This is a genomic window from Algoriphagus sp. (assembly GCF_024305035.1).
Lineage (GTDB): Bacteria > Bacteroidota > Bacteroidia > Cytophagales > Cyclobacteriaceae > Algoriphagus.
Genome location: NZ_JAMWZB010000030.1, coordinates 1 through 25542 on the forward strand (window position 1 = coordinate 1; position 25542 = coordinate 25542).

Sequence of the window (25542 nt, forward strand, 5' to 3'; positions counted from 1 at the left end):
ACGGTGGTGTGGGAGGTCGAAACGGGAACTAATCCCGTTTCTCCTACCCGATTTTTTTGGGTATTTTAAAAAACATCAAAAAAAGGCAAATCCCTGGTGTACTTTTCGGTGAACTGGAAAACTAAATACAATTTCGCTTACCAGAAGTGGTTTAATGGTCAGTAAATCAACTATTTAAAGTATTCTGAAATTTGTAGATTTTTGATTAGAAAAGGTTGTTTTCTGGCTTTTGACATGCATTTGAAAAATTTTTCATTGCTAAAAAGAAATCAAAAATATGATTTCTGCCCTGCTAATGATTTAGTGTCATCTGAGTTAGTTGTGGAGGGGGACGATGAAGAACTAGCATTGACCTTGAATGGCAAAAAGAAAAAAATCAATAAAAAGGATTTTGAAACTGCCATGCTAAGAGCAGGGATGGATCAAAAAGTAATCGAGAATATATTTAAGAAATATAAAAAACTAATCCCTAGGTGGAATCAGTTTATTTTAGAAAGTTTTCTGCCTGAGAAAATGAAGAAAGAATATATGAAACTTATTGAACGGAAATCAAATCAATTGAAACTCTAAAAATGTCTATCCTTGTATTATTTCGGGTTGCACTTCAAACCGAGATGGAGAATCTTTGGGTTTCTTAAATGGCTTTAAGTATAGGCATGACGGATAAATCAAGATGGTTTTTTACCATGATTTTTTCACCAATAATTCTAGGGGGACTTATTGGCTTATAATTAATTAATATTTCTCCTTAGATGGGCCGCATATCTGTTAAACTAACTCGCTTTTATAAATGCGGGTTTTTGTTTGATATTTTCTGGAACAAACGGGATTGATTTTTCTTTGGACTAATGAAAAATCACCGTTATCATGTTTCATCGGTACCGAAGTGGTATACAGTTCCTTTTTTATTAGAAAGTTGGAGTTCATAAATGCTTCCTGCTCCTTCAAAAAGGATTTTTACTCCGATGATTTTCTTAGGGATTTTAGGGACGTTGAATGTAAAAACAGATTCTTCATTGACAAGGATGTTCATTTTCTGACCTTTCGATAGGCACTCAACTTTTATATTTTCCGACATGTCGGTACCAAAACCGGAGAGGTCTGTCTTTTTGCCGTCAATGGTCGTGTCAAAAGCAAAAAGTGAAATATCAGAAATGCACCCTTTATTCGATAAGACGAGACTAATCGGTCCATCTTCATGGATTATTTGGATTTGAGCAGCCTGACAAGGACTGGCACCTGATTTAAGATTATTTTTTAAATTAATCGAAAATTGAAAATCATCCGTATAAATGGATTGAAAATCATCTACGTTATAAAATCCGGTAATCGTTCGCTTGATTTGAGGATTTACCCCATGGGCTTGTAAGATTTTCGGTGTTAAATGAAGTTCATTTTCAGTTTGATAAAGCTTTTTGTCCAAATAGATTGGCAATGAATCTGTTTCAATAGTCGCTAACCAGCCGTCTGTGGGGATCAAAATTGACTTTTCCTTTACAATGGAATCATTGACGACCAATTTAGCTTTGAAATAACCTGGCCAATGATAAATGCTTGTCGATATACTGTCCTCTCGATCTACTTCAATCCTTTTTTTGTTGTCCCAGTCTTGTTGGATAGCTACCACGGCGTCCGCGGTTGCAGCCCTGGCGTTGTAGTTGAAAACCACGGAATTGGGGAGTCCTTCGGAGACCGATGTGGCATCAAAATCAAAATCATTGGGATCATAGCTCACCTCGGACTTCCTTTGAACCCATAGTAATACGGTTACCAGAACCAGGCCGACCACAATTAAGGGTTTGCTGTATTGGAATGTTTTCGATGGTGTTCCTTTTTTCTTTCTTTGACTATGATTAGTGCTTTCATTAAATACAAATGAATGCCAATCCCCATATCCCAAATAGGCGGCTAAAACGTTCAGGGTGGAGGTGTTTGGTCGGGAGGAGTAGTTCACCTTTCCACTAAGTCGTTTTAAAGTTGAAACACTAAGGAGCGTTCCGGTTTCCTCATGTATGGACTTGCTCAACAATTGAAAATCGCCAGTAACCCAAGTATCTAATGGTCCTCTGGATAGTTTTTTGGCAATGAGTTCAAAACAATGTGTCAGATGTTTTTTGTCTCTTTCCATTTATGAAAGGATATACGGTCTGTGAACAAACTTGAACAGACTTGAATAGGGCATTTTTCTCCCTACAATGAAATGTGGATTTACCTTTGACTTCCATCAATACAGGATAATCAAAAATAAAACTTTATCATGAGAACAAACCATAAGGTAATATTAATCTTTGCCCTTGGAGTTTTAATCCTAGCCTGTGGCCGGAAGGAACGAAAGGCCGAGGAGAAACAGCATATTCCATTTAGGGATTCCGAATGGACCGTATACGATTACAAAGACTCCTTGATCAGTATCAATGTGGTGACCGAAGAGGGGAAAGAAGTCCTTCGGTTGGAGCCGGGCCAACGTGCATTGGTCAAGGATGGGTACTTCAGGAATTTTCAAGTGGAGTTTTGGACCAAAGGTCTTACTCCGGGTGTGGGATTTAGGGTACAGGATGCAAAAAATTTTGACTACCTCTATTTGCGGGTAGCGAAAGGGGGGTATCTGGATGCATTACAATATGTGCCCATTCATAATGGTAACTTGCCTTGGCAATTGTACAATTATCCCAAATACGAAGGACGAGCTTCATTTCCTGTGAGACAGGAGGTGTTCTTACCGATGTCCTTTAAAACGGAAATTGTTATCGGGAAGGCCAGTGAAAACTTATTGAGAGCCTTAAATGAGGAGGGGAAAGTGTTCTCTGAGACCTCTGTTATCGATTATATGGAAGAAGATCTGGCTTACATATATGATCCCGAAAACAGTAATGTGCTTGGCATCCGGTTCACCAAAGAGGGTATTTCCTTTTTGGAGTTTAAGCAATGGGTCCGGGTAAAAATGGTTGTGGTTCAAGATCAAATGGATGTGTATATCGGGGATATGGATAAACCAGCCTTTACGGTTGACCATTTGAAACGAGATGACTCGGGGGGAGGATTCAGTTTGATCAGTAGTTTTGATCCCGTGTTTTTCAGTGACTTTTCCATTAATGAAATCAGAGATGCCGGGAAACCCAGAAATCCAAAAGGCAAAGAATCGCCTCATATGAAGGAATTTTTAAAGGCATGGCAAATATCAGAACCCTTTGTAAAGGATTCCACAAATTTTAAAGCACAAGTGGATTCGGTTTTGGAATATAAAAAAACTTTTAAGACTGTCCTTGCCGATGAGGACGGTCTGATCAATGTCAGCAAATATTTTAATGATATGACCAAAACCGTGGTACTGACCTGTAATTTGGTATCAAATAGGGATAGGACGGTACCCATGAATTTTGACTATGCCGATCATTTGGTGATCATGCTCGATTCCCAAATCCTTTTTGACGGGGGCATGGATTTTCGGCCCCCTCCTGGTAAGGGAGTGGAAGGACGTGTCATTGTAACGGATGAATCAGTACCCTTGGAACTCAAAAAGGGGTCCAATGAACTGGTCTTTATGCTTTCAGGTGATGCCAGACAAAAGTTCAACTGGGGATTTCTTGCGAAATTGACTAGCATGGAAGGAATTAGCATTAATTGACCAAAAAAACAATACTAGGAAGTGATAATACGAGGCTGTCTTAAACTTTTCAACCAAGTTTTCAGACAGCCTCAATTAACACCCTTAGTAGTACTAATCGTCAACATCAAAACCAGATTTTGTCTTTTTTAGAATTGTCCAAAAAAGGGGAAGCCTTCCATTCGACTCAATTAAAGTTGGCAGTTCCTATTCGAAGATTTCTCAGCCTACATCCGGTCAGTTATTTGGGATCATAGCAGATATTCTTCACTTTTTCGATTACACAGGATGGAGCTTTATCCTTTTTAGTTTTTAAACTAAATGCGGCTGATGGATTTCGCCTACCGTATTGTTATACCTTTTCTGCTCTTTTTTGCAGTTGGGTTCAGAGTTTTTACCTTGAACCGAGGTATTCTTGGATTCTGTTCCCTTTGGGTTGCAAAGGCAAATCCGACAGAAATACCTAAAAGTGAATAATAGTCATTTTTAATTCTATGATCGATCTCGAGCCGCAGGCAGTCAAATTTTGTTATCCTCAGAGCTATTGAATTAGCCTACTCCCAACTACCTAATTCCTACTTTCAACCTCCTATCTTCCCAATTCTTTACTAATTATATCCCCCCCCCCCCCTCACACACGCTAAAATTCAATTCTATAGCTGATCAAGGGGATCAATGGAGTTTGATAGACGGTTTCTACCTCTCCCTTCGCAGGCTCAAAATAGGTTCCAAAGATGTTTTGGTGGTTGGTTACATTCTGGACATCAAGGGCCAGGGTGCTGGTGGATTTTGGTCTGTTCCATTTCAGACTTACCCGAAGGTCTGTTCTGAAATAGGCAGGTTTTTTATTTTCAAAGGCCATTTCTTCCTCATAAACTGTTTCGTTTTTTTCAATTGATTCCTCCAGATTTACCGGTGTAGTCCGTAGTCCTCCCCCATAAATGCTTCGGATGTTAAAGCCTAAAAATCGATTTTTCTCAAGTGGATATTCCTTGCCGGCTGTGAATGTCAGATTTGCATTTCCATTGTACAACGTGTTTCGCCACTTGTTTTCCTGGGTTTTGTAAAGCGAGTTGTAAAGGGAGGCTGACAGCAGAAAATAAAGATTTTTGTGTGTGAACTGCTCCAGGGTGAATTCTGCCCCGTAGTTTTTCCCAAATCCCTCATTGACCAAGGGATCTGTCATAAAGCTCCATTGCTGATTGATAATGGAGTAGGTTTGGTCAGCTCCAAGTTTGATTGGAATATTATACAAGTGCTGGTAATATCCCTCGATTTTCATCCGAAGAAATGGGTTCAGTTGGCGGTCATAGCCCATTACAAAATGATGCGATTTGCTTAATCCAAGTTTTTCATTCGGCTTGGTGATCTGCCCATTTTCCTCAAATTCTGCAAAGTAAGTCCCCAGTGGTTGCACCTGACTGTGAAGACCGTAACCCAAGCTTAGCCGCTGTTTTTCATCCAGTTCAAAAGACGCACTCAACCTCGGCTCAATTGAATTGGAATTGTTCAGCAGTAGCTGAAGGTAATGCATTCCAACATTGAAAGTCAGGCGCTCGGTTGCTTTGAAATTAAGTTGGGTGAAAGCCTGAATGCTCTGTGTGCTGCCTTTGGAATTGATGTGCGTTTCCATCTGATCAAGCTCCTGATCATACTCGTTTTCACGAAGGTTATAATACAATTGGTTCAGGTAAATCCCGCTTCTGAAATTTAATCGAGAAGAAAGTTTGGTATTCAGAACGCTGTTAAATGTGATTTTCGAATTGCTGAAATTTTCATAAGACCACTCCTGATCGGAATACTCTTCATCCAGTCGATTCATTTTGTCACCGATAGCATGTCCGGAAGCCAAAATTGTATTCTGGAGAAAATTGTTTTGGTTGATCATGTAGGAATGCTTGACGCCGACCGCCCCACTATTGGAAAAATACTGGGAACTGTAGCGATCAAACTCAGTAGTCCAATTCAGGGAGTCCTTTTCAGCGTCTTTGCTTTGATCGCTCAATCCACCAAAACCGAATACGGTGAAGCTGCTCTTTTTCCCGGCAGGGAGAAAAATAGTAAGCGACAAGTCCTGGAAATCAGTTATAAAATCTCCCAAAGGAACTCCCAACTTGGAAATAATCGAAAGCGTGGAATACCGGTAATTGATCAAATATGAGCCTTTGTAATTTTTAGCGATGGGTCCTTCAGCTGCAATATCAGTCCCTAAAAAACCCGCCTGAAAAGTAAATTCTCGCTGTTCATTATTTCCCTTTCTCAAACTGAGATCAAAAACTCCAGACATGGCGTTTCCATATTCCGCAGGAAATGCTCCAGTGATGAAGTCCGAATTTGCCAGCAACTGGGAACTCAAAATGGATATACCTCCACCTGAACTTCCCGGATTTACAAAGTGGTTTGGGTTGGGAATGTCGATACCTTCCATTCTCCAAAGCAATCCATTGGGACTGTTTCCTCTGATGGAAATGTTGTTATTCCCGTCATCAGTACTGACAACACCTGAAAATGATTGAGCCATTCGACCCGGATCATTGACAGCAGCAGCGAATTTCCGCGTTTCTTCAACAGAGAATGTCCGTCCGCTCACCGTCACCATATCGTTGACAGTCCGGTCTTTTTCAGTAGCCACGATTACTACCTCATCCATCTTACCAAATTCCTCCTCAACGGCAATGCTCAACACCACCTCTTTGCCGGAATTAACCAGAACATTGGGTAGGATGATGTCCTTGTATCCGATGAAAGTCACGCTCAACGTATGTGAACCTACCGGAACTTGCGGGATTTTGAAATCCCCATCCAAATCGGTCGTTGCACCAATCAAAGGATCTGTATTGAGAATCATCACAGTCGCTCCCGGCATGGGAGCTTTTGTGACTTGATCGACCACTTTTCCCCTTACTGTCTGAGTCAAAGTCTGTGCTTTTAGCGGATTCAGGGCAAAGCAAAAAATCACTGCTAAGATTTTTGAAAATGATTTCATAGCCTTGGTTTAGCTTTTTGTTTTTTTGGAAAACCACTTATTGCAGATTGCAATAAGGTCTTCTTCTGATCTCGAATATTATCGACCCCATTTTCCTCCCCCGACAAAATAGCCTAAGGTAAAGCCGAAGTATTCATTGATGGCCTGGCCAATCACTTCCCCGCTTACATGTTGCAGATCACTATTTGGCAGAAAATTGTATTCAGCACCAATCCGAAATTTGCCCAGTTCAACCCCTGCTCTGATCATCGGAGCCCAGGCGAAATTAGCCTTTAGACCCCGCACCTCGTCTTCGTTGAAATCGGAACCATCCACCTTTATATTGCTCAGCGCATAGTATCCAAAACCTGCTCCGATATAGGGTGCGACCTTGCCTTTTCCATAGTTGAAGTAGTAATTGGCAGTGCCCGAAACGGAGGAATTTGCGGAAAGCTCGCCATCATAATCATCGGGGATCTCATAATAAGTGACCTCTTTTGCCAGACCTGCCACACCCATTCTGAGACCCAGAGTAAGGTTTCTAGTAACAAGAACCTGTGGCTCAAAATTGATCAAGGCACCGATGCCTCCGTCTTTTGGTGCTGCCACACCCAGATCCATTTGGAATCTAAATCTGCCTTCCTCCTGACTGTAAGCATGATGCATGATTTGTAAAAGGAGGAAGATTGTAATTAGCTTTTTCATTGGGTTAGTTTTTTTGTTGCGAAGAATTATTTTGGTGATAAATTTCATTAAGGACAATTCAGGAGACTGTTACCCCTATCTCGATTTTGATTTTTTGAAATTTATTTCTGGATTATAAGAACCGGAATCCTGTTCTAAAGCCCCACCAAAGCTGACTTCCTAGGTCCTCTGGATGGTAGCGGTCACGATGAATCGAAGTATTGGTGAAGGTAAAAAGGTCCGGATGGGAGGAAAACGAAGTGTCATATACCCGGAAATTCAAGGTGGGTCCAGCGAAGATGGCTAAGTCTTTGGTTACTTGGAATTCACCACCGATGTAGAAGCGATTGATCAGATTTAGTGCTTCCACACTTCCTCGACTGAGTTGCTCGGAACTTACTTCAATATTGAGGGAGCTTTTCTTTCCAAGTCTTGGAGAAGTTCCCAATCCGTATCCAAAAGACCAGGTCACCTGATCATCCCATGCTGGCCGTATTCCTGCAAAAAAGATGTTATAAAACTCCCGCTTCCCGGTTCGGAAAGCCAGATTGAATGGCATGACCTCATTGATACTGATTTCTGCAGTGTGATATCCCGATTTTACAAAACTTAAAAAACCCACGGGAATGCCGTTGATGCTGTCTGAAAAATTAATCAGACCCAATTGAAATCCGTCTACTTTTTTTGCGTAGTTCAACAATCCTGATTGAGAGCCCTTGACGTTTTTGACAGCAAAATTTAAAACTCCCGCTACCTGCGAACCATTCAGGTCTTCAGCGGTAAAGTTCATCACTCCGGCAAGCTGAACGCCTTCTACTTTTTTGGGAGAAAAATTTGCAATACCCGCGATCTGAACTCCATCTACTGGACCAGTTGTGATATTTGCCAATCCCGCCAATTGGACTGCGTTTACAGAATCCATATTGGAATTGAAAAGACCAGCAAGTTGAACCCCGTCTACTTTTCCACCAACCTGATTGAACAATCCTGCCATTTGGACACCTTGCAGGTCACCTCTGTTGATATTGAAAAGTCCTCCTAATTCAAGTTTGTGGGTGCCTGCAGAATAGCCGCCGAGCAAATTGAAGGAATAGTCGTTGACAACATTCCCTGAGAAGGTACCGTTGGTTCCGACAAAAGGCACCAAGGAAAACTGAAAGGAGGTGGTCGTTGTGTCTTCTAAATTTTTTCCCAAAAGATCAAATGGGATTGTTTTGATTTTTTGATCCAGGGAAAGAAAAGGGTTGGGTTGTTCAGAGGTTTTCAACCTGTCCGTTTGGACGATTTTTGCCTTTTCTTCTGCTTTTTCGGTAGCTGCTTGAAAGTGCTTTGCCTCAACAGAATTGAGGGAAAAAAGCAGGGTAATGGTGAAAATTTTGTTTAGTGTATACATGAGTTTGGATTAGTTTCGCTCATAAGACAAGCGAAAGGTTTCCAACCCCTATTCGATCATGAAAAAAATACCATTCGTGAAATTTGATGTACTTGGCCTCAAATTTTATTGAGATTGAGAAATAGAATGCCGCAATTTCTCAAATTTGGGTCATTCAATGATTCGGATGATTCTTCCAGAAAATTAAAAAAATCGTAGTCCACCTCTAAATCCAATCCAAAACTGACTGGCTAAATTATCGATGGGAATAGTTTTTTCTGATCGAATTTTTGGACTGGTATAAGTGAATAAATTCGGATGATCAGTATAGGAATTATCGTAAACACGCCAGTTTAAAGTAGGTCCTGCATAGAGTCCAAAACCATTGGACATCTGGTAATCGAAACCTAAGTAGGCGCGGTTGATCAGGTTCACTGCAAGTACATTTCCTTTATTTAATTGCTCAGTGCTTAACTCAATATTGAGAAAAGTCTTATTTCCCAATCTTGGGGAAGTTCCGACACCATATCCAAAAGCCCACGTTGTGGAATCTGCCTGTTCGGGTCTGATTCCCCCAAAAAGCATGTTGTAGAATGATCTCGTGCCGGTGCGCAGTGAAATATTGATGGGCAGCATTTCATCCGCTCCAATTTCCACGTTATGATAACCTTTTCTTACAAAGCTAATTAAGCCGATTGCTACACCGGATATGCTGTCTGAGTAGTTGAATAGGCCGATTTGTGATCCAGTTATATTTCTTCCAACATTCAAAATTCCACTGATTTGAGCGCCTTGGACATCCTGATGATTGTAATTGACCAAGCCCGCGGCTTGCGTTCCTTGAAGTTTTTTTGTGGAAAGGTTCATCAATCCCGCCAACTGGGCCCCTTTTACATTACCGCTTGTAAAATTCACCAATCCGGCAGCCTGAATTGCATTCACAGAATCCCATGTTACATTTGCCAAACCAGCCATCTGCAATCCTTTTACTTTTCCCCCGACCAGGTTGAATAAGCCCGCGAGTTGGACTGATTTGACATCGCCTTGATTGATAGTAAACAGGCCACCCAGTTCGGCTTTGTTTGTCCCTCCGGAAAATCCCCCTAAAACATTCAATGAATAATCGTTGATTACACTTCCCGATAGCTTTCTGTTGGTGCCAATAAAGGGTACAAAAGAAAGCTGAAAGTCCCTGTAGATGGTATCATTGATATTTTCTAGGTTCCTATAGCCTACCGATTTTTTGGTCCAAACCCAAAATGTCTTTGCCGAATTAGCAATATCTTTTCCCACTTCATCCAATTTGATATTTTCTGCCCTTAATAGGATTTTTTGGAAAGAGGATGTTTCCTCTAGTAGCAGTGTATCGGAAAAGTTCTTTTTATTTACAATTAGCTCAAAATTTTCCACTGCAGGATTTTTTATTTTAAATTGGAAATAACCGTATTCATTCGTTGTCGAAGAATGAAGTGTGATCGGTTCATAAATAGTCGCATCACGGATTCCCCGACCCGCCTCGTCCACCACGTACCCACTGATCACGACCTCTTTGGGAGAGGAGGGCTTGGGTGTCAAAATTACATATACTCCTTTTTCTTTAATTTGAACTTGTCCTTCAAAAACGCCTTCCAAAACCTCACGAAGTGGGCGGTCATTAAAACTTTTTGAAACAATGCGACTGACATCCAGTGCAGATGAACTATAGGAAAACACACAGCCAGCTTCTTGTGAAACTCGTTTCAATATACTGTCAATCCGTTCATTTTGAGCGGAAATCGTGACCTTTCGCTCTAAAACTGGAATCTCTTGTTGGGCAAAAGCAGGACCCATTGTCCAATAGCCAGTAAAAAACAAAACTAAAAGAAAGCTATTCGTTATTCTTAAAAAGAAGCTCCACCCAGTTTCAAGTTTAAATGAGATCGGGAGACTATGAAGCTGATTTGTACCAAAGGTTGACTCTCTGTCGAGGACCCTTGAACGAGAATGAAGGTCCCCTGACCAAAATTTAAAAACATCCTTCACCACTGATCCGGATTTGATTTGAATCATAGGTAATTTCCAAGGACATGGTTTCTCCGATGATGGAAAGGATAGTTTCCAACTCCTCATTTTCAAAATCCACTGTGAGTTTGCAATGGGAGATATTTCTGTCCAAAATAATCTCTTTTCCATAAATCTCATTCAATTGATCAATTACCTGCTGAAGTTCCTGTTCATGAAAGGAGAAATTCCTGGTTTTGTAGGCGGAAACATTTGGATCGGCTTCTGCTTTGGAAAAAGCATTTGTAGTTTTGTCGTAGGTTCCTTTTTCTCCTGCCTGGAGTAGGATTCCTTCCAAGGTTTCTGAGTAAAATTTCACCGCACCCTCTTGCACTGAAACCTCAATAATTTCGCTTTCGGGTAAAGATTTTACATTGAAAATTGTCCCGATGTCTTCAATTAAAAGGTTTGCTGTTTGCACGGTCCATTCCACTTTTTTAGACTCCGGAAAATTGACCAAAACTTCTCCTGAGACATGGATTACTCCTGTGTTCTTCCACTCATTGTACTCCACTTGGACCCTTGAATTCCGATTGAGTGAGATTTCAGTCTGGTCGGGGAGGGTTTGAGTCAAAACCTGATTTTCACTTATGAACTGAAACTCTTCAGGTTTGGTGTATTGATTATAAAAAAGGAAGGAAAAACCCAAAACAAGGATTAAACTTGCCGCGATTCCCCAAGCAGGAATTAAGAATCTGGTTTTACTGTCATTTTTAGAAATCTTCCTCTTAACTTTTTTCCAAGCTTGTTCTACATCAAAATCCTGCTCATCGGCTAATTGTGCATTTTCAAAAATGAAAATCGAATGATCTAAATACTTCTGGTTTTCCGGAGAAAGTTTACACCATTCCCGTAATTCCCGGGTCTCTGTATCCGTGCTTTCCCCGACGATGAATTTGCCGATCAACTTTTCAATATATTCTTCGTCTCCCTTCATGACTCCAACAATTTATTCATCAAAATTGCCACTAAAGGCAGATATTCCTTTAACTGGACACGCATGATTTTCAATGCCTTGCCCATCTGGTTTTCTACAGTTTTCACAGACAAGTTCAACTGATCAGCGATCTGCTGGTACTTCAATTCCTCGAATCGACTCATGGTAAAGATCAACCTGCACTGCTCAGGCAAGGTCTGAATGGCAGCTCTAATTTTATCCTCGAGCTCCACGTGGATAGCCAGGTGATCCGCGGGTTGGATTTGCTCTTCACCCTTTAAGAGTTCATTGGCAAAATATTTCTGTTTTACTTTTTCGTGTTTCAGTTCGTTGAGACAGGAATTTCGAATAGCTCGGTAAAGGTATGATTTCAGAGAAGTATCAATTGAAATGGATTTTCGCTTTTCCCAAAACCCGATAAATACAGCCTGCACGATCTCCTCAGCCCCATCAGGATCTTTTAGATAGCTATTGGCATAGCGGCATAGCGGTTGATAGTAGGTTTTGAACAGCATTTCAAAGGCTGAATTTTGGCCTGATTGTATCGCTAAAAAAACCTGTCGATCTGTCTCCAGCATGGAAATAAAAATATTTTCGGTGCAAGATAAGATTTTGGTTTCTTTTTAAAATAAGACAACCCCAAACTTAAATACCCCTATACTGACATGATTTATTTTATGGGATATCAAATCTAAACTTTTTCTGTCAGGTGAAGAAATTAAACGAGTAGTTAGCCTTTGAAGGTACTTTTTATCAGTTTTTTCAGAAAAAAAAATCATGACTCATGATCATCTACTGAAAAGCAGTGTTTTTGAAAATTTACCTTAGTCCAACAAAATGGATGAGAGGAAGAAAACTATTCGGAATTCAATTCGTTGGAAAAATTTCAAAAGTTGACCTCAAAACCCTGTGGCAATTTCTGAAAGCGGTTCAGCTTGGGAATTAACCTAAAGTTAATTCGGCTTTGTCGTTATTTCTTGTCAAAAGCGTACAGGTTTTATACCAAAAAAAGTCCTGGTTAAAGAGTTACTTGATTTCCGGAATAAGGTAATCAGGAATCTCGGGGACAACTTAGAGTTTGCTCCTTAACGTCAATTGGTCCTCCTCTGGTTTTCTTCCATTTTGTTTGGACTTGCTCCCTAAAGGGTTGGGCTGAGTCCATCATTCGCTAACTCAACAACAGGTATGGAAGCAATTAAAGAAAAAATTGATTTGAGTTCGGTGGCAGAGATATCCATCGGGTACAGTTGCCAGGTCAAGGCCAGCCTGAGACCAAAGGTGAATTGCTCAAGGCAGGCTTATCAGTTATTTTTGGATTTCTGGCAAAAGGACAGGATCGAGCTGGTGGAGGATTTTCAATTGATGCTACTCAATCGGTCAAATCGGGTTCTTGGAATTTGTACGGTCAGTAGCGGAGGAACTTCAGGAACCGTGGTGGATCCAAAAATTGTATTCGCAACAGCCCTTAAAGCCAATGCTTCCTCGATGATCGTAGCCCATAATCACCCATCGGGAAACTTGGGTCCTTCTGAACCGGATAAGCAATTAACCAAAAGGCTGATGGAGATTGGTAGAGCCTTGGATTTGCCGCTCCTAGACCATATGATAGTGACGCTCGAAGGATATTATTCTTTTGCGGATGAAGGAGGACTTTAGGCTCCCTTTTTTGATTGATGCTTTTTGAAGGCCCTTTAGACTCGGAGTCCTATGCTGTTACAAAATATTCCTCCTCGAGTATAGATGAGTTGTGTTCAACAAATATATACCCGTTAAGGTATATTTATCGGCTTTTTATTCTGTACATACCCGAAAAGGTATAATGATATGAATAATTGCTTAAGGGTGAATTATATTGAGAATCATATTGATTAACTTAATGTTTAATCGATCCCGGTTAATTTTTCTATTCTTGTCATAGCATGTTCATTTTTTGGGTTAAGGTCAAGAGATTTTTTATAGTTTTTGATTGCTTTCTGTTTTTCGCCCACGGCTTCAAAAGCTTCTCCCAAGCTATCATAGGAATTAGGAGAGTTGGGGTAATTTGTAACATTTAAAATAAAGAATTCAAGTGCCTTAGTTAGATCATCGGGATCATTGCTACGGAGCAAGCTATATCCAAGTTGGTTTACCAGGGACTCAGGAGGAGGGAAAGTGTAGGAAAGTTTTTCCGAAATAGCCTGAAAATGTTCAGTAAGTTGGGCTAGGTTGTGCACCTCTCGAAAAGAAAGTCCATACCCCTCAAATAGGGTTGAGATTCCATTATGAAAGGCTGTAATTGGAACTGAGTTATGATCTTCCCTTTCGAAATACTCCCATTTTGCACGAAGATCACTAGGTGATTTATTATTCAATGACTCATAAAACCGAACATGACGATCGCGATTTCGAAGGTTCCTTTTGCCCCAGTTTGCTGTAGCTAGGTAAATGTACCGTGAAAATGACTGCTCAGTCATGGAATCCAGCTTTTTGTCCATGGTTCCAGCATCCCAAGTTCCAAAACTTGGATCAACAGCAATAAATGCATTGAAAAGGGTCTTTTCTTTCATAAAAGCATGAGTTGCCAGTAAACCTCCTAAAGAATGCCCGAAAAGAATCCGATAGGGTGCAGTTCGATAGGTCCGATCCAATTCTGGAATTAGCTCTTCTTCCAAAAAACCCAGAAATCGATTTCCACCGCCTGTGTTATTCGCTCTGACAGTTACAATTTTATCGGGAGTATAGTCTCTTTCTCTATCCCTACTCCGAATACCTACTACAATCATTTCGGGAATAGTCCTGCTTCCATAGGCATCAGCACTCATGTAGTTGACTATTCCCGTAATTGACCTAAAATGAAGGTGTCCATCCAATAGAATGAGTATGGGGTAAGTTTTGTGGGCTGATTCTGCAAGATGGTATGAATCAGGAAGATTGACCCAGTATTCTCTATCTTCGTTCAGCCTGGTGGATTCAATGGAATGTTTTGTTCCAATTAAGATCTGTTCAATTTCCTGTGATTTCACCGAATAGTTGCCAATGAGTATCAGCAGAATTGCAAAGATTGATTTCTTCATTTTGTTTTTAATGAAATTGGTTTCACCTTGGCTGGAATAGAGTTTTTCCATGCTCTTCATTATAAGCGAATTCGAATTGTTTTCCAATTATACTCTAGCCTTTTAGCAGATACAGCTACTAAAAGGCAATTTATGGATTTATGATTTTTAGAGCAGTTTGTCCGTATAGCATGAATGACGGCTTGTCTCCATCCCTGGCAAAAGAGACTTGTATTCCTGTATTTCCATGAATAAAACCAAGTTCCTCCCCGACAATTGGTACAAGCTCATATTCATCCCCATTTGGGAAGAAAAGTGAAATTTGATTTTTGCTTTCATCAAAAGAAATGGATAAATCAACCTGTTCATTCCATCTATACTTTCCTTCCAATTCCTTTATTACACCCGGTTCAATTGGTTTTCGCTGAACCTCAGTTTGCTTAAAATGTCGCCAATCATAGACTTTCGAGGCGGATAATAAGAGTTCATTTCCAAGGGCTCCGCCATTATCGGAATTAATTAAATAAACCAACCCATTCCCGCTTGTAAGACTGATGGTCATTCCCGTACGATATCCGGCATTGCCTCCGTAATGGGTGAGTGAAATGTCATTTTCGGAACGATTAACAATGAAACCGTATACATGGCCATCCCGCTCATGACTTAGGATAGTTTTGATAGCTGACGTTGAAAATATCGAAGAATTACCCTGATAGGCATTATAAATCTCAATCAGAAATTTTGCCAGGTCTGAAGAATTACTCCAAAGTCCTGCTGCCGCTTGCTCCGGATGATTCCTCCATCCCCCTTCTATCAATTCTCCTGACTGGGTATACCCTTTTGCAACTCGATGGGTCTCTGACTCAGGCAAGGGTTGTGTAAATTCAGTGTTTTCCATTCCTGCAGGTTCTAGGATCCACTCCTTCAATATGGTTGAGAAATCATCATTGAATATGTCCTGAAGTGCAAGTTCGGCTAAGGTGTAGGCACCACCGGAGTAGGCCAGTATTTCATTCGGAGCTGTAATTACTTCAATAGGGGAGGTATTCACTCCGGCGCTGCCTTTTAAAACATCCAAATCAGTCGGCATCTCAACATCTCTACCATATCCCTGATATCCCCCTGGGCTTATTCCTGAGGTATGGGAAAAAATATTTCGAAAGGTTACCGGATTAGCGGGAGTTTGTTTGCCGATTGGTAGGACAAATTCCTTCAAGTAGTCCTGGATATTTTTATCCAAATCTATTTTTTCCGCGGTATGCATCCGTAATGCTGCAAGAAATGTCACAGGTTTTGAAAGGGAGGCTGCTTGGAAAATACTAGTACTGTCTAGCTTGATCTGCTGTTTAAAGTTTTCATTTTGATAGGTCTCCGTCCAAGCAATTTTTCCCTGATTGATCACCGCAAGGGAAAGAGCGGGGATGTGGTAAGCTTCCATTTTATCTGTGAGGGAGCTAAGGCTTTCAGGCTCTTCCAAAAATTTCACCTGACCACGGATTTCATGCTCTAGCCGTGCTTTTCCATTATCCAATTCATTGGATGTTTTACTGCAAGAACTTAAAAATGCAAGTAGTAGGGTTGGGATAAATAATGTGCTCCAATAAGGCTTCGTACTTTTCATATTCGTATATAGTGTTATCAGGTAGTTGCTGAGTTTGTTTTTTGTACTTATTGTAAGCTGGGTACTTTGGAAGGCTTTCCTCCCTTTGCAACCAACCAAACTGCAAAGGCGAGTTCACCTAAGGCCATGGGAAAGGCCAGACCTATTTCAAGATTTGCAAGGAAGGGTAGATGAGCGGAATATAGTTTTAAGGAATGGACTCCTACATAACTTAGTCCAGCAAAGAGTGCCAAAAAAACCAAGGGTCTAGGGATGGTGTTTTCCCACATCATTAGGTACCCAATAAGGGACAAATGCACTCCAAAAATCACCAAGCCACCATTCCAAATAGCTTCAAAAAGGCGGAAATTTTGGTTTATCTGTGGATTGGATAAGTCTTCATTGGCTGCATTGAGAATTAGAAAATAGATGGCTATACTAAAAATGAGGGTGTACAGGATTCTTGAAATCGCTGCTATTAAAGCATATTTCTTGCTGATTTTTTTAAAATACTTGTAGAGCATAATGCTCACAACTAGATCAAGTAAGACGATCAAGAACAACCCTAGGAGCATAGCCACATAAAGTCTTTGTCTTGTTTGGAAGAGTTCTTTTAAGTCTTCTATGTTTTCCGCTTGATTAAATTCGGGGAGGGCGTATCCTATGGAAAAGCCCGCTAGAATGGCTATTACGATTAGGGACCATCCTGAGAGAAGTGCTGTCTTTCTTTGGTTCATGCTAACTTATCTGCCAGGATTTATAGCTGTGCATTACTCTTAATGATCTCCACTATTTTTTTATTGTCTATTTTGTTTTGGACATGCTTTGAGTCCTCCAGCAATACGGTGCTTTTCAGAGAGGGGAAAATTTTCTTCGCTCGCCTGATCATCTTACCTCCTGGAAATAGAATATCGTTTTCGGCTGCAATTAAAGTAATCGGTGTTTTGATCTTTGAAGCATCAGTTGTTTTAATCACAGGAACTGGGGTGAAATCCATGATAAAATGGGTAAAGATCAGGGCTAAACTTTTCTCGGCATAATCGTCTTTTTCCGTGAAAGCAGCCGCTAAAAATTGGTCCAGATATTTTTTCTTTTTGGTTTTCATATACCGTTTCATAGGGATGAAGAACCGAAAGAGTGCTTTAATGGGATTCCCATTTACCACAAAAGCAGGTGCAGTAAGGAATACTTCCTTGATTTTCTGCTCATTGTAGAGGAGTGTTTTGAGAATGACTAATCCTCCAAATGAAAATCCGGCAAGAATGACATTCTGGAGCTTCAGCTTGTCCATGATTTCATGCATCCATTCGCCATAAGAATCATCCTGCATACTCAAGCGCGTTTCTGCACTTTTATTGGGTTGGGCCAGCAGGTCTACAGCATATACAGAAAACGAATCCAGCAAATCTTTGTAGGTTTCTAAGGCAATCGGTGCATTTCCGTTTGAACCATGAATAAGAATAATGGGAGGTTTTTGTGGATTTCCGGTGATAATGATGTTGGTTTTTCCGAAGCTGGTATTGACCCTTTTAGATGAGAAATCAATGGAAAGGCTTTCCAGTTTTTGGTCATAGAGCTGAAGTATTTCTTGCTTTCCCTGTTCTGACTTAAATAATGACCCCATTTTTAATCTTTTTGGCATTTGCGGGGAAGATTTTATCCAGATGGGTGATAAGAATGCTACTCCGCGTTTATAAAATTCTTAACTTTAGGACAAGTTTACTAAAATAATTTGAATTAGGACAAGTTTACTAATCAAAAAAATTGGATACGAAAACAAAAATATTGACGGCAGCTAGGTTGCTTTTTAATGATTTGGGATTTAGTAGTGTGACAATCAGGATGATAGCCTTAGAGCTGCAGATGAGTTCAGGGAATTTGAATTACCACTTCAAAACTAGGGAGGATATCTTGGAAGCCCTATATTTTGAAATGGTTAAGGAGTTTGACAGTCGAGTTGACCAATTGGGAGTACAGGAAATTTCTTTTCAAACCATCAAACAGGATATCCGTCAGAGTTTGAAACGAATGATAGACTATCGTTTTTTCTGGACGGATCTTTATAATTTACTGAGGTTGAATAAATCCATCAAAGCGCATTTTGAAGCGGTTTACCTCAAGCGAGTTGAAGGATATGAATTTCTTATGAGGTATTTGACGGATAAAGGGCAACTCCGCGAGTTTGAATTTTCTACTGAGCGGAAATTTTTAATTGAACGAATGATCGGTTTCAGTAATACTTGGCTTTACAATTCCTCTATTTATGAAATCGAGATCAACGATGATTACCTCGATCACCAAACTGATAATCTATTGTCTATGCTCTATCCTTATTTGACGGAAAAAGGCAAGCTTGAATACAGAAAATTAAGACCTGATTTTTTTAATTAATTGGATTCAGGAAATTTGCAGCAATGGAGTGGGTCGGTTTTTTATTTTCTTGAGTTATTTAGTGAGTTAAAATATATGGCACGAACCGATCATGGTAATACATCTCACATAGGGGGTTGAAAATCAAAGCCATTCCATGTGACCATTAAAAAGCAATTATAAATACAAAAATTCATCATCCTTAATGGTTTTTCAATAAAAGGCTCATTCATGGTCTATTAAAAAGTGTTAAATATCTGAATTAAAAGAATTTGGACTTAAGGATGGAAAATTTATTGTTAACCCTTCCTTGGGAATTTAAAAGAGGACTAGACAATTACCCTTTTACCATTTTATCTTTCAGAGTCAACCAAGAACTTTCTTTTCAGTATGTATTTTGAATTTAACGATAAAAGCTCAATACTTTTTTTATTCTTTGTCCATGAAGGGATTTTCAGTTTTCTACACTTAATCAAAGGAATTAGAAATGATCACAAACCAAGTCTTTGGTTGAGTTTTTTTATAGCACTTTCCATTTTATATATTACGCCTTTTATGCTGGGATATGCCAATTGGTATGCTAGAAATCCCTACCGAGACATCCTTTTTTACATTCCATTCCAGCAATTGTTATTGATTCCACCTGTCATCTATTTTTACCTAAGTTCCCTTCTGGACAGCACGTTTAAATTCAGGAAAGACCACTACCTTCATTTTCTACCTGCAATGGTGTATCTGATCTATTCCCTGATCATCTTCATTACGGACAAGATTATTCTTCAGGAATCTTTTTTTTATGAAGACGGTAGAGATAAGGATTTCTTATTCGAATACCAGGCGGCAGGATTTATATCACTATTGATTTATTTGGTGTTGAGTTTGAAAATCTACAAAAGATACCGAGCAATTACGTTTAATTCATTTAGTCATGCCGAATCCCTCAGTTTCAGATGGGCAAAGCATTTTTTGACAGCCTTACTGGTTTTGGTCATCCTTAGAGGACTATTCTTTATTTTGAATCTTGAATGGGATGCTTTTGGAAAGAAGTTTTGGTACTATTTTCTTTTTGGATCGGTCCTGTATTATGTCTCTGTTGCAGGTTACCTATCGTCTATTCGTTCCTTGACTGCATTTGAAAAAAATGATAGATCGAAAGGAGATTTACCTTTGGTTGAGCTCCGAGTTCCTGAGGATAATTCCAATGTGGCCGATGATAGTCTCGTGCCGGAAGATTTGGGATTCTGGAAACAAAAAATAGAGAAGCTGATTGTGGAGGAGGGGTATTTCCAAAACCCCGAACTTTCTGTTTTTGAGCTAGCCCAACAACTAAATACGCATCCTAAGAAAATCTCCCAGACGATCAATTTGGCCTTTGAGATGAACTTCAATGATTACATCAATCAGTTTCGAGTAAAGGCAATTATAGAAAAAATTGAAAGCAAAAAAGATTTGAATCTGACTTTATTGGGTATTGCATTGAAATCAGGGTTTAATTCCAAATCAACCTTCAACAGAGCTTTCAAGCGATACACCGGAGTCTCTCCTAAGGAATATTTCGGTAGAAATGAGGAAAAAGAGGTGTCAAATCAGGATTTGAAGCGAGATAGTAAGCCATAATTGCCATTCTTGAAGAAAAAATCAAATGAAAGTAATTCTAGTCTTCCTCTTTAGCCTTTTACATCTTAGTTTGCTTCGTGCACAGTCGGGTTTACCGCCAGATATAATTCAAAAACTCGATTCCATCTCTAGGCAGGATGTTCCCGCAAAAGCACCGGGAATTGCTACAGCAATTATTAGGAATGGAGTGGTAATCTATGAGAAGTATGCCGGAATTGCAGATTTTGCAGATAGTAGCCTGATCGGAAAATCCACCCGATTTAATATCGCTTCCAATGGGAAACAGTTTACCGCTTTGGCTATTTTAAGCTTGGTGTCAGCCGGTAAAATCAAGCTTGATGATGACATCAGATCTTTTTTTCCAAACTTGTTTCCTCAGGTCAAAACTGCACTAACAGTCAAAATGCTACTCAACCATACCAGCGGAATCAGGGATTGCTATGATCTCTGGTCTTTGCAAGGCTATACGTGGTGGAAGGAGTCGTTTGACAATAAGGATGTATTACAATTGATCATTTCTCAGCAAGACCTAAATTTTGAACCGGATACTGCTTATGGCTACAGCAATTCCAATTATATTTTGCTGGCCTTGATTGTTGAAAAAGTATCGGGAATAACCTTTAAGGAATTTACAGATGAAATGTTCCAAAAGTTGAATATGACCAATACGGCTTTTGAAAGTGATCACCGACATAGAGCCGGTCCCATTGCCAGGGCTTACTTCAATTTTGACACTTGGACGACCTCTGATTGGATATGGGAGGTATGTGGAGACGGAAACCTCTTTACCACTTTGGAAGATCAAATTCAATGGGAAAAACTGATTCACCGTCAGGGAGATTCATCTTTACCCAAAAAATTGATTTTGCAAAGTCAGGAATCTATTCCGGGATCCAAATTTAAGAATTATGGCTATGGTCTGGAGTTTGGCCAATACATGGGTTTGGATTACACTTTCCATGAGGGTGCTACAGGAGCTTGGAAGGCCACGGTGATCCGGTTCCCAGAGCGGAATTATTCCTTTATTACCTTGACCAATACCGGTAAATCTATTCCATCTTCCCAAACAAGGCAACTTGTCGATGCGGTATTTAAACTCAATTCGGTCAAAAATAACCTAGTGACCAAACCGGATCGAGTAGGGGAATATGTGAGCGAGGAAGAGCTTCAGGGAACTTACTTAACTGAAGATGATTTTGCGTTTACCTTCGAAATGCGGGAGGGTAAAATTTTTCTGATCCGTGAGGGAAGGAATGAGGTGGAATTGGAACGGGAATCGGCTAATATTTTCCATCAGAAGTTTGATCCGGCATTTAAGCAGGAATTTACCAATGACGCAAATGGAGAAAAGCAGGTTACTGCCTACTACATCAATCACGCCCCCTACACATTAAAGAAGACCCAACCTATTAGAATGGGCTTTGATCCTAAGACAATGGAAGGGGAATATCACAATGCTGAGACCAAAGTAAAGATCCGAATTGATCATGTGGGTGGGATAAACTATGCGGTTACCTTCCGGGGAGAGAATGAAATCCCAGGGCTACTGGTCTCCGAGAAAAAGCTCTTAGTTGGCCCTTACAGTCTTGAATTTGAGGAAACAAACCTATTGCTGCATGGGGATAGGATTAAAAGGGTCAGGTTTGAGCGAATAAATTAGATAAGGGTTTTATACTTTTTTTATTGGTTCCTGGTTAAGTTTTATAATCTTCAGGTCAAGCTTCCAGGGCTTGGAGCCGCACTTTTTCTTCGATTGAGAAAGGGGATGGTAAGAAATGGGTAATAAAGGTCCATTCAGATAATTTATAGAACGGAGCGTAAAACCCAACCATCTTTAGTGGTTTCGATGTAAGTAACAAATTCACTTTACCTTGTCAGTATAAGACATTAAAACCTCGTAAGGGACTTGCGAGTACACGTGTGGAGCAACTATGAGACTTCTAACTCTTCGGAGCAGTAAGCAAGCTGCAGCGAAGCACGAAGCACAATTGTCTTTAGCAAATGGATAGTTCACTTAAATCTGACGGTTCCGAAATTGATTTTCAAAAGGAGCAAAAGTTTAGGTTTTTTAGCTATTCTAAAGAAAAAAGGCCCTGCTTAAAGGATTGAAAGCAGAGCCTTTTTTCAAATTAGGGGTGCTTGGCGTGATAGTCAAGCCAGTCAGTATCAGCTTCCTCCTCCAGTCGTTTGAGTTCTTTTTTGCCGTAGGCCAACTTGGTAATGGCAACATACAGAACGGGTACAAAGAAAATGGCCAAGAAGGTGGCAGCCAGCATTCCGCCGATTACCGTCCAACCAATGGTTTGTCTGGCAACAGCTCCAGCACCGTTGGACAAAGCCAAAGGTACCACACCCAGAATAAAGGCCAAGGAAGTCATAATGATGGGCCGAAGGCGTAGTTTTGCCGCTTCAAGCGTGGCCTTTACTAACGGCATTCCTTTATCTACCCGCTCTTTAGCAAACTCTACGATCAAAATGGCATTTTTTGCAGCCAAACCGATCAGGGTAATTAATCCGATCTGGGCATACACATTGTTATCCAATTTGGGAAGGAAAGTCAAGGCGAGTATTGCCCCAAATGCTCCTAAAGGCAAAGCCAGTAGTACCGAGAAGGGAACTGACCAGCTTTCGTAAAGTGCAGCCAGTAGGAGGGAAACCAGGATAATGGCCAATGCAAAAATTAACAGGGTACTATTTCCTGCCGCCATTTCTTCCCGGCTTAGACCTGAAAAATCATAACTGTATCCATCCGGTAGGACTTCAGCAGCTACTTCTTCCAAGGCCTGAATCGCCTGTCCTGAACTATAACCCGGGGCTGCATTTCCGTTGATTTCGGCAGACCGGAACAGGTTGTAGTGAGAAATTACCGGGGCATTTTCTACCACTTGGTAATTCACCAATGCCGAGAGGGGAACGGATTCTCCTGCTCGATTAAGGACATAGTATTTTTCCAAATCTTCAATACCCGAACGATAGGTCGTATCCGCTTGGGTCACCACTCGGAAGTTGCGTCCATATTTGGTAAAATCATTAACGTAGCTTGAGCCCATAAATCCAGACATGGTGGAAAAGACATCGGTCAAGGAGACTCCCAGTTTTTTGACTTTTTCCCGATCAACTTCTACATGATATCCCGGCGTTTTTGCAGTAAAAAAGCTAAATGCACGATCGATTTCAGGCCGCTCATTGACTGCTTGGAGGAATTGGCCCAAAACCTGTTCCAGTTCTTTCACTTCTCCACCGGCGCGCTGCTCGAGCATAAAGCTAAATCCACCGGTTTGGCCCAACCCGGGAATAGCTGGCGGCGGTACGACCACAATGTTTGCCTCTTCTACTGCTTGGAATTTCTGATTCAAGGCCCCAATTATCCCAAATAATTGCAGCGAAGGATCTTTTCGTTCTTCCCAAGGATGCATTTGTACAAAGAAGGTGGCAGAATTGGGTTTGAACGAAAAGTTGATCGCATTCAATCCGCCGATACCAGTCACATTATTGATGCCTTCGGTCGATCGGATGAGTTCTACTAGTTCAGCCATCACCTGGCGGGTTCTACTGGAAGATGCTCCCTCGGGAAGCTCCACTGATACGAATAATCGCCCTTCATCTTCAGTGGGCAAAAAACCCGTTGGTTTGGTTTGAAATAACCCGAATGTACCTATGAAAATCACTCCCAACATGATCAAGGCTAAAGGAGTCTTTTTTACCCAAGAATTTACGCCATGGGTATAGTTTCCGGTTACTTTGGCAAACCAGGTATTGAACTGGTAGAAGAATCGATTGAGTCCGGTACTTTTTTCATGAACCGGTGAGGGTTTGAGTAAAAGACTGCACAGGGCCGGGGTGAGCGTCAAAGCCACAAAGGCCGAGATTAAAACCGAAATTGCAATGGTAATTGCAAACTGTTGGTACATCCTTCCCACTATTCCCGGGATAAATCCAACCGGAATAAATACTGCGGCCAATATCAATGCGATCGCAATCACCGGAGCTGTAATATCCCGCATCGCCCGGCGGGTGGCCTCCTTGGCAGAAAGCTTAAAATGATCGATGTAATGCTGGGCAGCTTCCACCACCACAATGGCATCATCCACTACGATCCCGATCGCCAATACAAAGCCAAACATGGTTAAGGTATTGATGGTGAAACCCAAAGGAACAAAGAAAATGAAGGTACCGATGATCGAGACAGGGATGGCCAGAATGGGAACCAACGTAGCTCTCCAACTTTGTAAAAACAAAAACACGACCACAATCACCAGTAAAAGTGCCTCTGCGAAGGTTTTAATTACCTCACTGATTGAAACTTCTACCACCGAAACGGATTCGAACGGAACCACAAAATCCACGTCGGCTGGAAAGGTGGTTTTCAGATTATCCAGGGCAGCATAAATTCCTTCGGCAGTTTCCACCGCATTGCTTCCCGGTGCCTGATAGACCAGTAATATTGCAGCCTGTTTTCCGTTAACAGTTGAATATTGGCCATAATTAAACTGACCCAGCTCGACCCGTGCAATGTCCTTGAGGTAAACCAAAGATCCGTCTTCAGGATGGGTTCGGACGATGATTTGTTCGAATTCCTCGGCTTCTCCCAATCGACCGTTAACGGTAATCGGGTATTCAAAAGCCTGGGTATTGAATTGTGGCATTCCACCTACTGTTCCTGCGGCAACTTGCAAATTTTGCTCTTGGATGGCTTGATTAACTTGAGCCGCAGAGATTCCGTATTGGGCCATTTTATCCGGCCTTAGCCAAACCCGCATGGAAAAGTCCTGACCAATGGCAGTGATATCACCTACTCCTTTTACCCTGAGTAAAGCATCTTTGATAAAGATATTGGTGTAATTGGATAAAAATTTGGCATCATGAGTACCTTCTGGGGAATAGATACTGATTACCATCATGATACTTGGATTTCTCTTTCGGACCACTACACCGAGTCTTCTTACAGCCTCTGGCAAAGTAGGTTCTGCGATACTGACCCGGTTTTGGACATCTAGGGTAGCAATGTCAATATCTGTTCCCACATCAAAGGTGACGTTCATCTGCATCTGCCCGGTGCTGGTGTTGTTCGAGCTGATGTAGGCCATTCCCGGTGTTCCATTGACTTGGGTTTCGATGGGAGTGGCTACGGTCTGTTCCACAGTCTGCGCATCCGAACCCACATAGTTTGCCGAAACAGAAACTACCGGCGGGGTAATGTCCGGATATTGGGTCACGGGCAGATTGAGTGCTGCCAAAGCTCCCACCAATACGATCACGATGGAAATCACCATGGCCGTGACGGGGCGTTTTATAAATACTTCTGAGATCATGTATTCGAT

Annotated in this window: 18 protein-coding genes; 6 read left to right on the forward strand and 12 right to left on the reverse strand. The window is 40.9% G+C overall.

Features of this window, described 5'->3' with window-relative positions; all coding sequences use genetic code 11:
• Positions 1-201 precede the first annotated feature (201 nt).
• Positions 202-570, forward strand: coding sequence for a HipA domain-containing protein (locus tag Q0L00_RS15840; protein WP_297337862.1), 369 nt, complete (start codon positions 202-204; stop codon positions 568-570).
• Between the two features lie 295 nt (positions 571-865).
• Here the strand turns inward: Q0L00_RS15840 and Q0L00_RS15845 are convergent, their stop codons facing one another.
• Positions 866-2128, reverse strand: a complete 1263-nt coding sequence (locus Q0L00_RS15845; protein WP_297337863.1) for a hypothetical protein — start codon at positions 2126-2128, stop codon at positions 866-868.
• Between the two features lie 129 nt (positions 2129-2257).
• On the opposite strand from Q0L00_RS15845, the gene Q0L00_RS15850 reads away from it, so the two are divergent.
• Positions 2258-3625, forward strand: coding sequence for a hypothetical protein (locus tag Q0L00_RS15850; protein WP_297337864.1), 1368 nt, complete (start codon positions 2258-2260; stop codon positions 3623-3625).
• Between the two features lie 619 nt (positions 3626-4244).
• Here Q0L00_RS15850 and Q0L00_RS15855 read toward each other — a convergent pair.
• From Q0L00_RS15855 to Q0L00_RS15880, 6 genes are all read right to left on the reverse strand, one after another.
• Positions 4245-6590 (reverse strand): TonB-dependent receptor, encoded by a 2346-nt coding sequence (locus tag Q0L00_RS15855; RefSeq protein WP_297337865.1) that lies wholly within the window; start codon positions 6588-6590, stop codon positions 4245-4247.
• Positions 6591-6668: 78 nt separating this feature from the next.
• Positions 6669-7274 carry a hypothetical protein gene (locus tag Q0L00_RS15860; protein WP_297337866.1) on the reverse strand — a complete coding sequence of 202 codons (606 nt, stop codon included), beginning with the start codon at positions 7272-7274 and terminating at the stop codon, positions 6669-6671.
• Positions 7275-7386: 112 nt separating this feature from the next.
• Positions 7387-8646 (reverse strand): hypothetical protein, encoded by a 1260-nt coding sequence (locus Q0L00_RS15865; RefSeq protein ID WP_297337867.1) that lies wholly within the window; start codon positions 8644-8646, stop codon positions 7387-7389.
• A 183-nt stretch (positions 8647-8829) separates the two neighbouring features.
• Positions 8830-10455, reverse strand: coding sequence for a hypothetical protein (locus tag Q0L00_RS15870; RefSeq protein WP_297337868.1), 1626 nt, complete (start codon positions 10453-10455; stop codon positions 8830-8832).
• Positions 10456-10630: 175 nt separating this feature from the next.
• On the reverse strand, positions 10631-11602 hold the full coding sequence (locus tag Q0L00_RS15875; RefSeq protein ID WP_297337869.1) for a FecR family protein: 972 nt from the start codon (positions 11600-11602) through the stop codon (positions 10631-10633).
• A complete protein-coding gene (locus Q0L00_RS15880; protein WP_297337870.1) occupies positions 11599-12180 on the reverse strand; it encodes an RNA polymerase sigma-70 factor in 582 nt (193 codons plus the stop codon). The genes Q0L00_RS15875 and Q0L00_RS15880 overlap by 4 nt, the downstream gene beginning before the upstream one ends.
• A 607-nt stretch (positions 12181-12787) precedes the next feature.
• On the opposite strand from Q0L00_RS15880, the gene Q0L00_RS15885 reads away from it, so the two are divergent.
• The gene (locus Q0L00_RS15885) at positions 12788-13258 is read left to right on the forward strand and encodes a JAB domain-containing protein (RefSeq protein WP_297337871.1); all 471 of its coding nucleotides are present in this window, start codon (positions 12788-12790) and stop codon (positions 13256-13258) included.
• A 224-nt stretch (positions 13259-13482) separates the two neighbouring features.
• Here the strand turns inward: Q0L00_RS15885 and Q0L00_RS15890 are convergent, their stop codons facing one another.
• The 4 genes from Q0L00_RS15890 to Q0L00_RS15905 form a co-directional block, all read right to left on the reverse strand.
• Positions 13483-14655 (reverse strand): alpha/beta hydrolase-fold protein, encoded by a 1173-nt coding sequence (locus tag Q0L00_RS15890; RefSeq protein ID WP_297337872.1) that lies wholly within the window; start codon positions 14653-14655, stop codon positions 13483-13485.
• Between the two features lie 130 nt (positions 14656-14785).
• A complete protein-coding gene (locus Q0L00_RS15895; protein WP_297337873.1) occupies positions 14786-16255 on the reverse strand; it encodes a serine hydrolase domain-containing protein in 1470 nt (489 codons plus the stop codon).
• A 47-nt stretch (positions 16256-16302) separates the two neighbouring features.
• On the reverse strand, positions 16303-16971 hold the full coding sequence (locus Q0L00_RS15900; RefSeq protein WP_297337874.1) for a DUF4386 domain-containing protein: 669 nt from the start codon (positions 16969-16971) through the stop codon (positions 16303-16305).
• A gap of 20 nt (positions 16972-16991) precedes the next feature.
• Positions 16992-17858, reverse strand: coding sequence for an alpha/beta hydrolase (locus Q0L00_RS15905; RefSeq protein WP_297337875.1), 867 nt, complete (start codon positions 17856-17858; stop codon positions 16992-16994).
• 140 nt (positions 17859-17998) lie between these two features.
• Here Q0L00_RS15905 and Q0L00_RS15910 point away from each other — a divergent pair, with 140 nt between their 5' ends.
• The 3 genes from Q0L00_RS15910 to Q0L00_RS15920 all read left to right on the forward strand — a co-directional run bounded on the left by Q0L00_RS15910 (position 17999) and on the right by Q0L00_RS15920 (position 21881).
• Complete coding sequence (locus Q0L00_RS15910) at positions 17999-18625, forward strand: TetR/AcrR family transcriptional regulator (protein WP_297337876.1); 627 nt, start codon at positions 17999-18001, stop codon at positions 18623-18625.
• A 489-nt stretch (positions 18626-19114) separates the two neighbouring features.
• Positions 19115-20221, forward strand: a complete 1107-nt coding sequence (locus Q0L00_RS15915) for a helix-turn-helix domain-containing protein (RefSeq protein WP_297337877.1) — start codon at positions 19115-19117, stop codon at positions 20219-20221.
• Between the two features lie 25 nt (positions 20222-20246).
• Complete coding sequence (locus Q0L00_RS15920) at positions 20247-21881, forward strand: serine hydrolase domain-containing protein (RefSeq protein WP_297337878.1); 1635 nt, start codon at positions 20247-20249, stop codon at positions 21879-21881.
• Positions 21882-22350: 469 nt separating this feature from the next.
• Here the strand turns inward: Q0L00_RS15920 and Q0L00_RS15925 are convergent, their stop codons facing one another.
• Positions 22351-25533: a multidrug efflux RND transporter permease subunit gene (locus Q0L00_RS15925; RefSeq protein ID WP_297337879.1), complete on the reverse strand. Its 3183-nt coding sequence runs from the start codon at positions 25531-25533 to the stop codon at positions 22351-22353.
• Positions 25534-25542: the final 9 nt, after the last annotated feature.

Bases quoted from the DNA above. Each gene is read 5' to 3' on its own strand.
- Q0L00_RS15925 (WP_297337879.1), bottom strand. From the start codon at position 25,533: ATGATCTCAGAAGTATTTATAAAACGCCCCGTCACGGCCATGGTGATT.
- Q0L00_RS15905 (WP_297337875.1), bottom strand. From the start codon at position 17,858: ATGGGGTCATTATTTAAGTCAGAACAGGGAAAGCAAGAAATACTTCAG.
- Q0L00_RS15870 (WP_297337868.1), bottom strand. From the start codon at position 10,455: ATGGGTCCTGCTTTTGCCCAACAAGAGATTCCAGTTTTAGAGCGAAAG.
- Q0L00_RS15880 (WP_297337870.1), bottom strand. From the start codon at position 12,180: ATGCTGGAGACAGATCGACAGGTTTTTTTAGCGATACAATCAGGCCAA.
- Q0L00_RS15875 (WP_297337869.1), bottom strand. From the start codon at position 11,602: ATGAAGGGAGACGAAGAATATATTGAAAAGTTGATCGGCAAATTCATC.
- Q0L00_RS15855 (WP_297337865.1), bottom strand. From the start codon at position 6,590: ATGAAATCATTTTCAAAAATCTTAGCAGTGATTTTTTGCTTTGCCCTG.
- Q0L00_RS15845 (WP_297337863.1), bottom strand. From the start codon at position 2,128: ATGGAAAGAGACAAAAAACATCTGACACATTGTTTTGAACTCATTGCC.
- Q0L00_RS15850 (WP_297337864.1), top strand. From the start codon at position 2,258: ATGAGAACAAACCATAAGGTAATATTAATCTTTGCCCTTGGAGTTTTA.
- Q0L00_RS15890 (WP_297337872.1), bottom strand. From the start codon at position 14,655: ATGAAGAAATCAATCTTTGCAATTCTGCTGATACTCATTGGCAACTAT.
- Q0L00_RS15900 (WP_297337874.1), bottom strand. From the start codon at position 16,971: ATGAACCAAAGAAAGACAGCACTTCTCTCAGGATGGTCCCTAATCGTA.
- Q0L00_RS15895 (WP_297337873.1), bottom strand. From the start codon at position 16,255: ATGAAAAGTACGAAGCCTTATTGGAGCACATTATTTATCCCAACCCTA.
- Q0L00_RS15920 (WP_297337878.1), top strand. From the start codon at position 20,247: ATGAAAGTAATTCTAGTCTTCCTCTTTAGCCTTTTACATCTTAGTTTG.
- Q0L00_RS15885 (WP_297337871.1), top strand. From the start codon at position 12,788: ATGGAAGCAATTAAAGAAAAAATTGATTTGAGTTCGGTGGCAGAGATA.
- Q0L00_RS15865 (WP_297337867.1), bottom strand. From the start codon at position 8,646: ATGTATACACTAAACAAAATTTTCACCATTACCCTGCTTTTTTCCCTC.
- Q0L00_RS15860 (WP_297337866.1), bottom strand. From the start codon at position 7,274: ATGAAAAAGCTAATTACAATCTTCCTCCTTTTACAAATCATGCATCAT.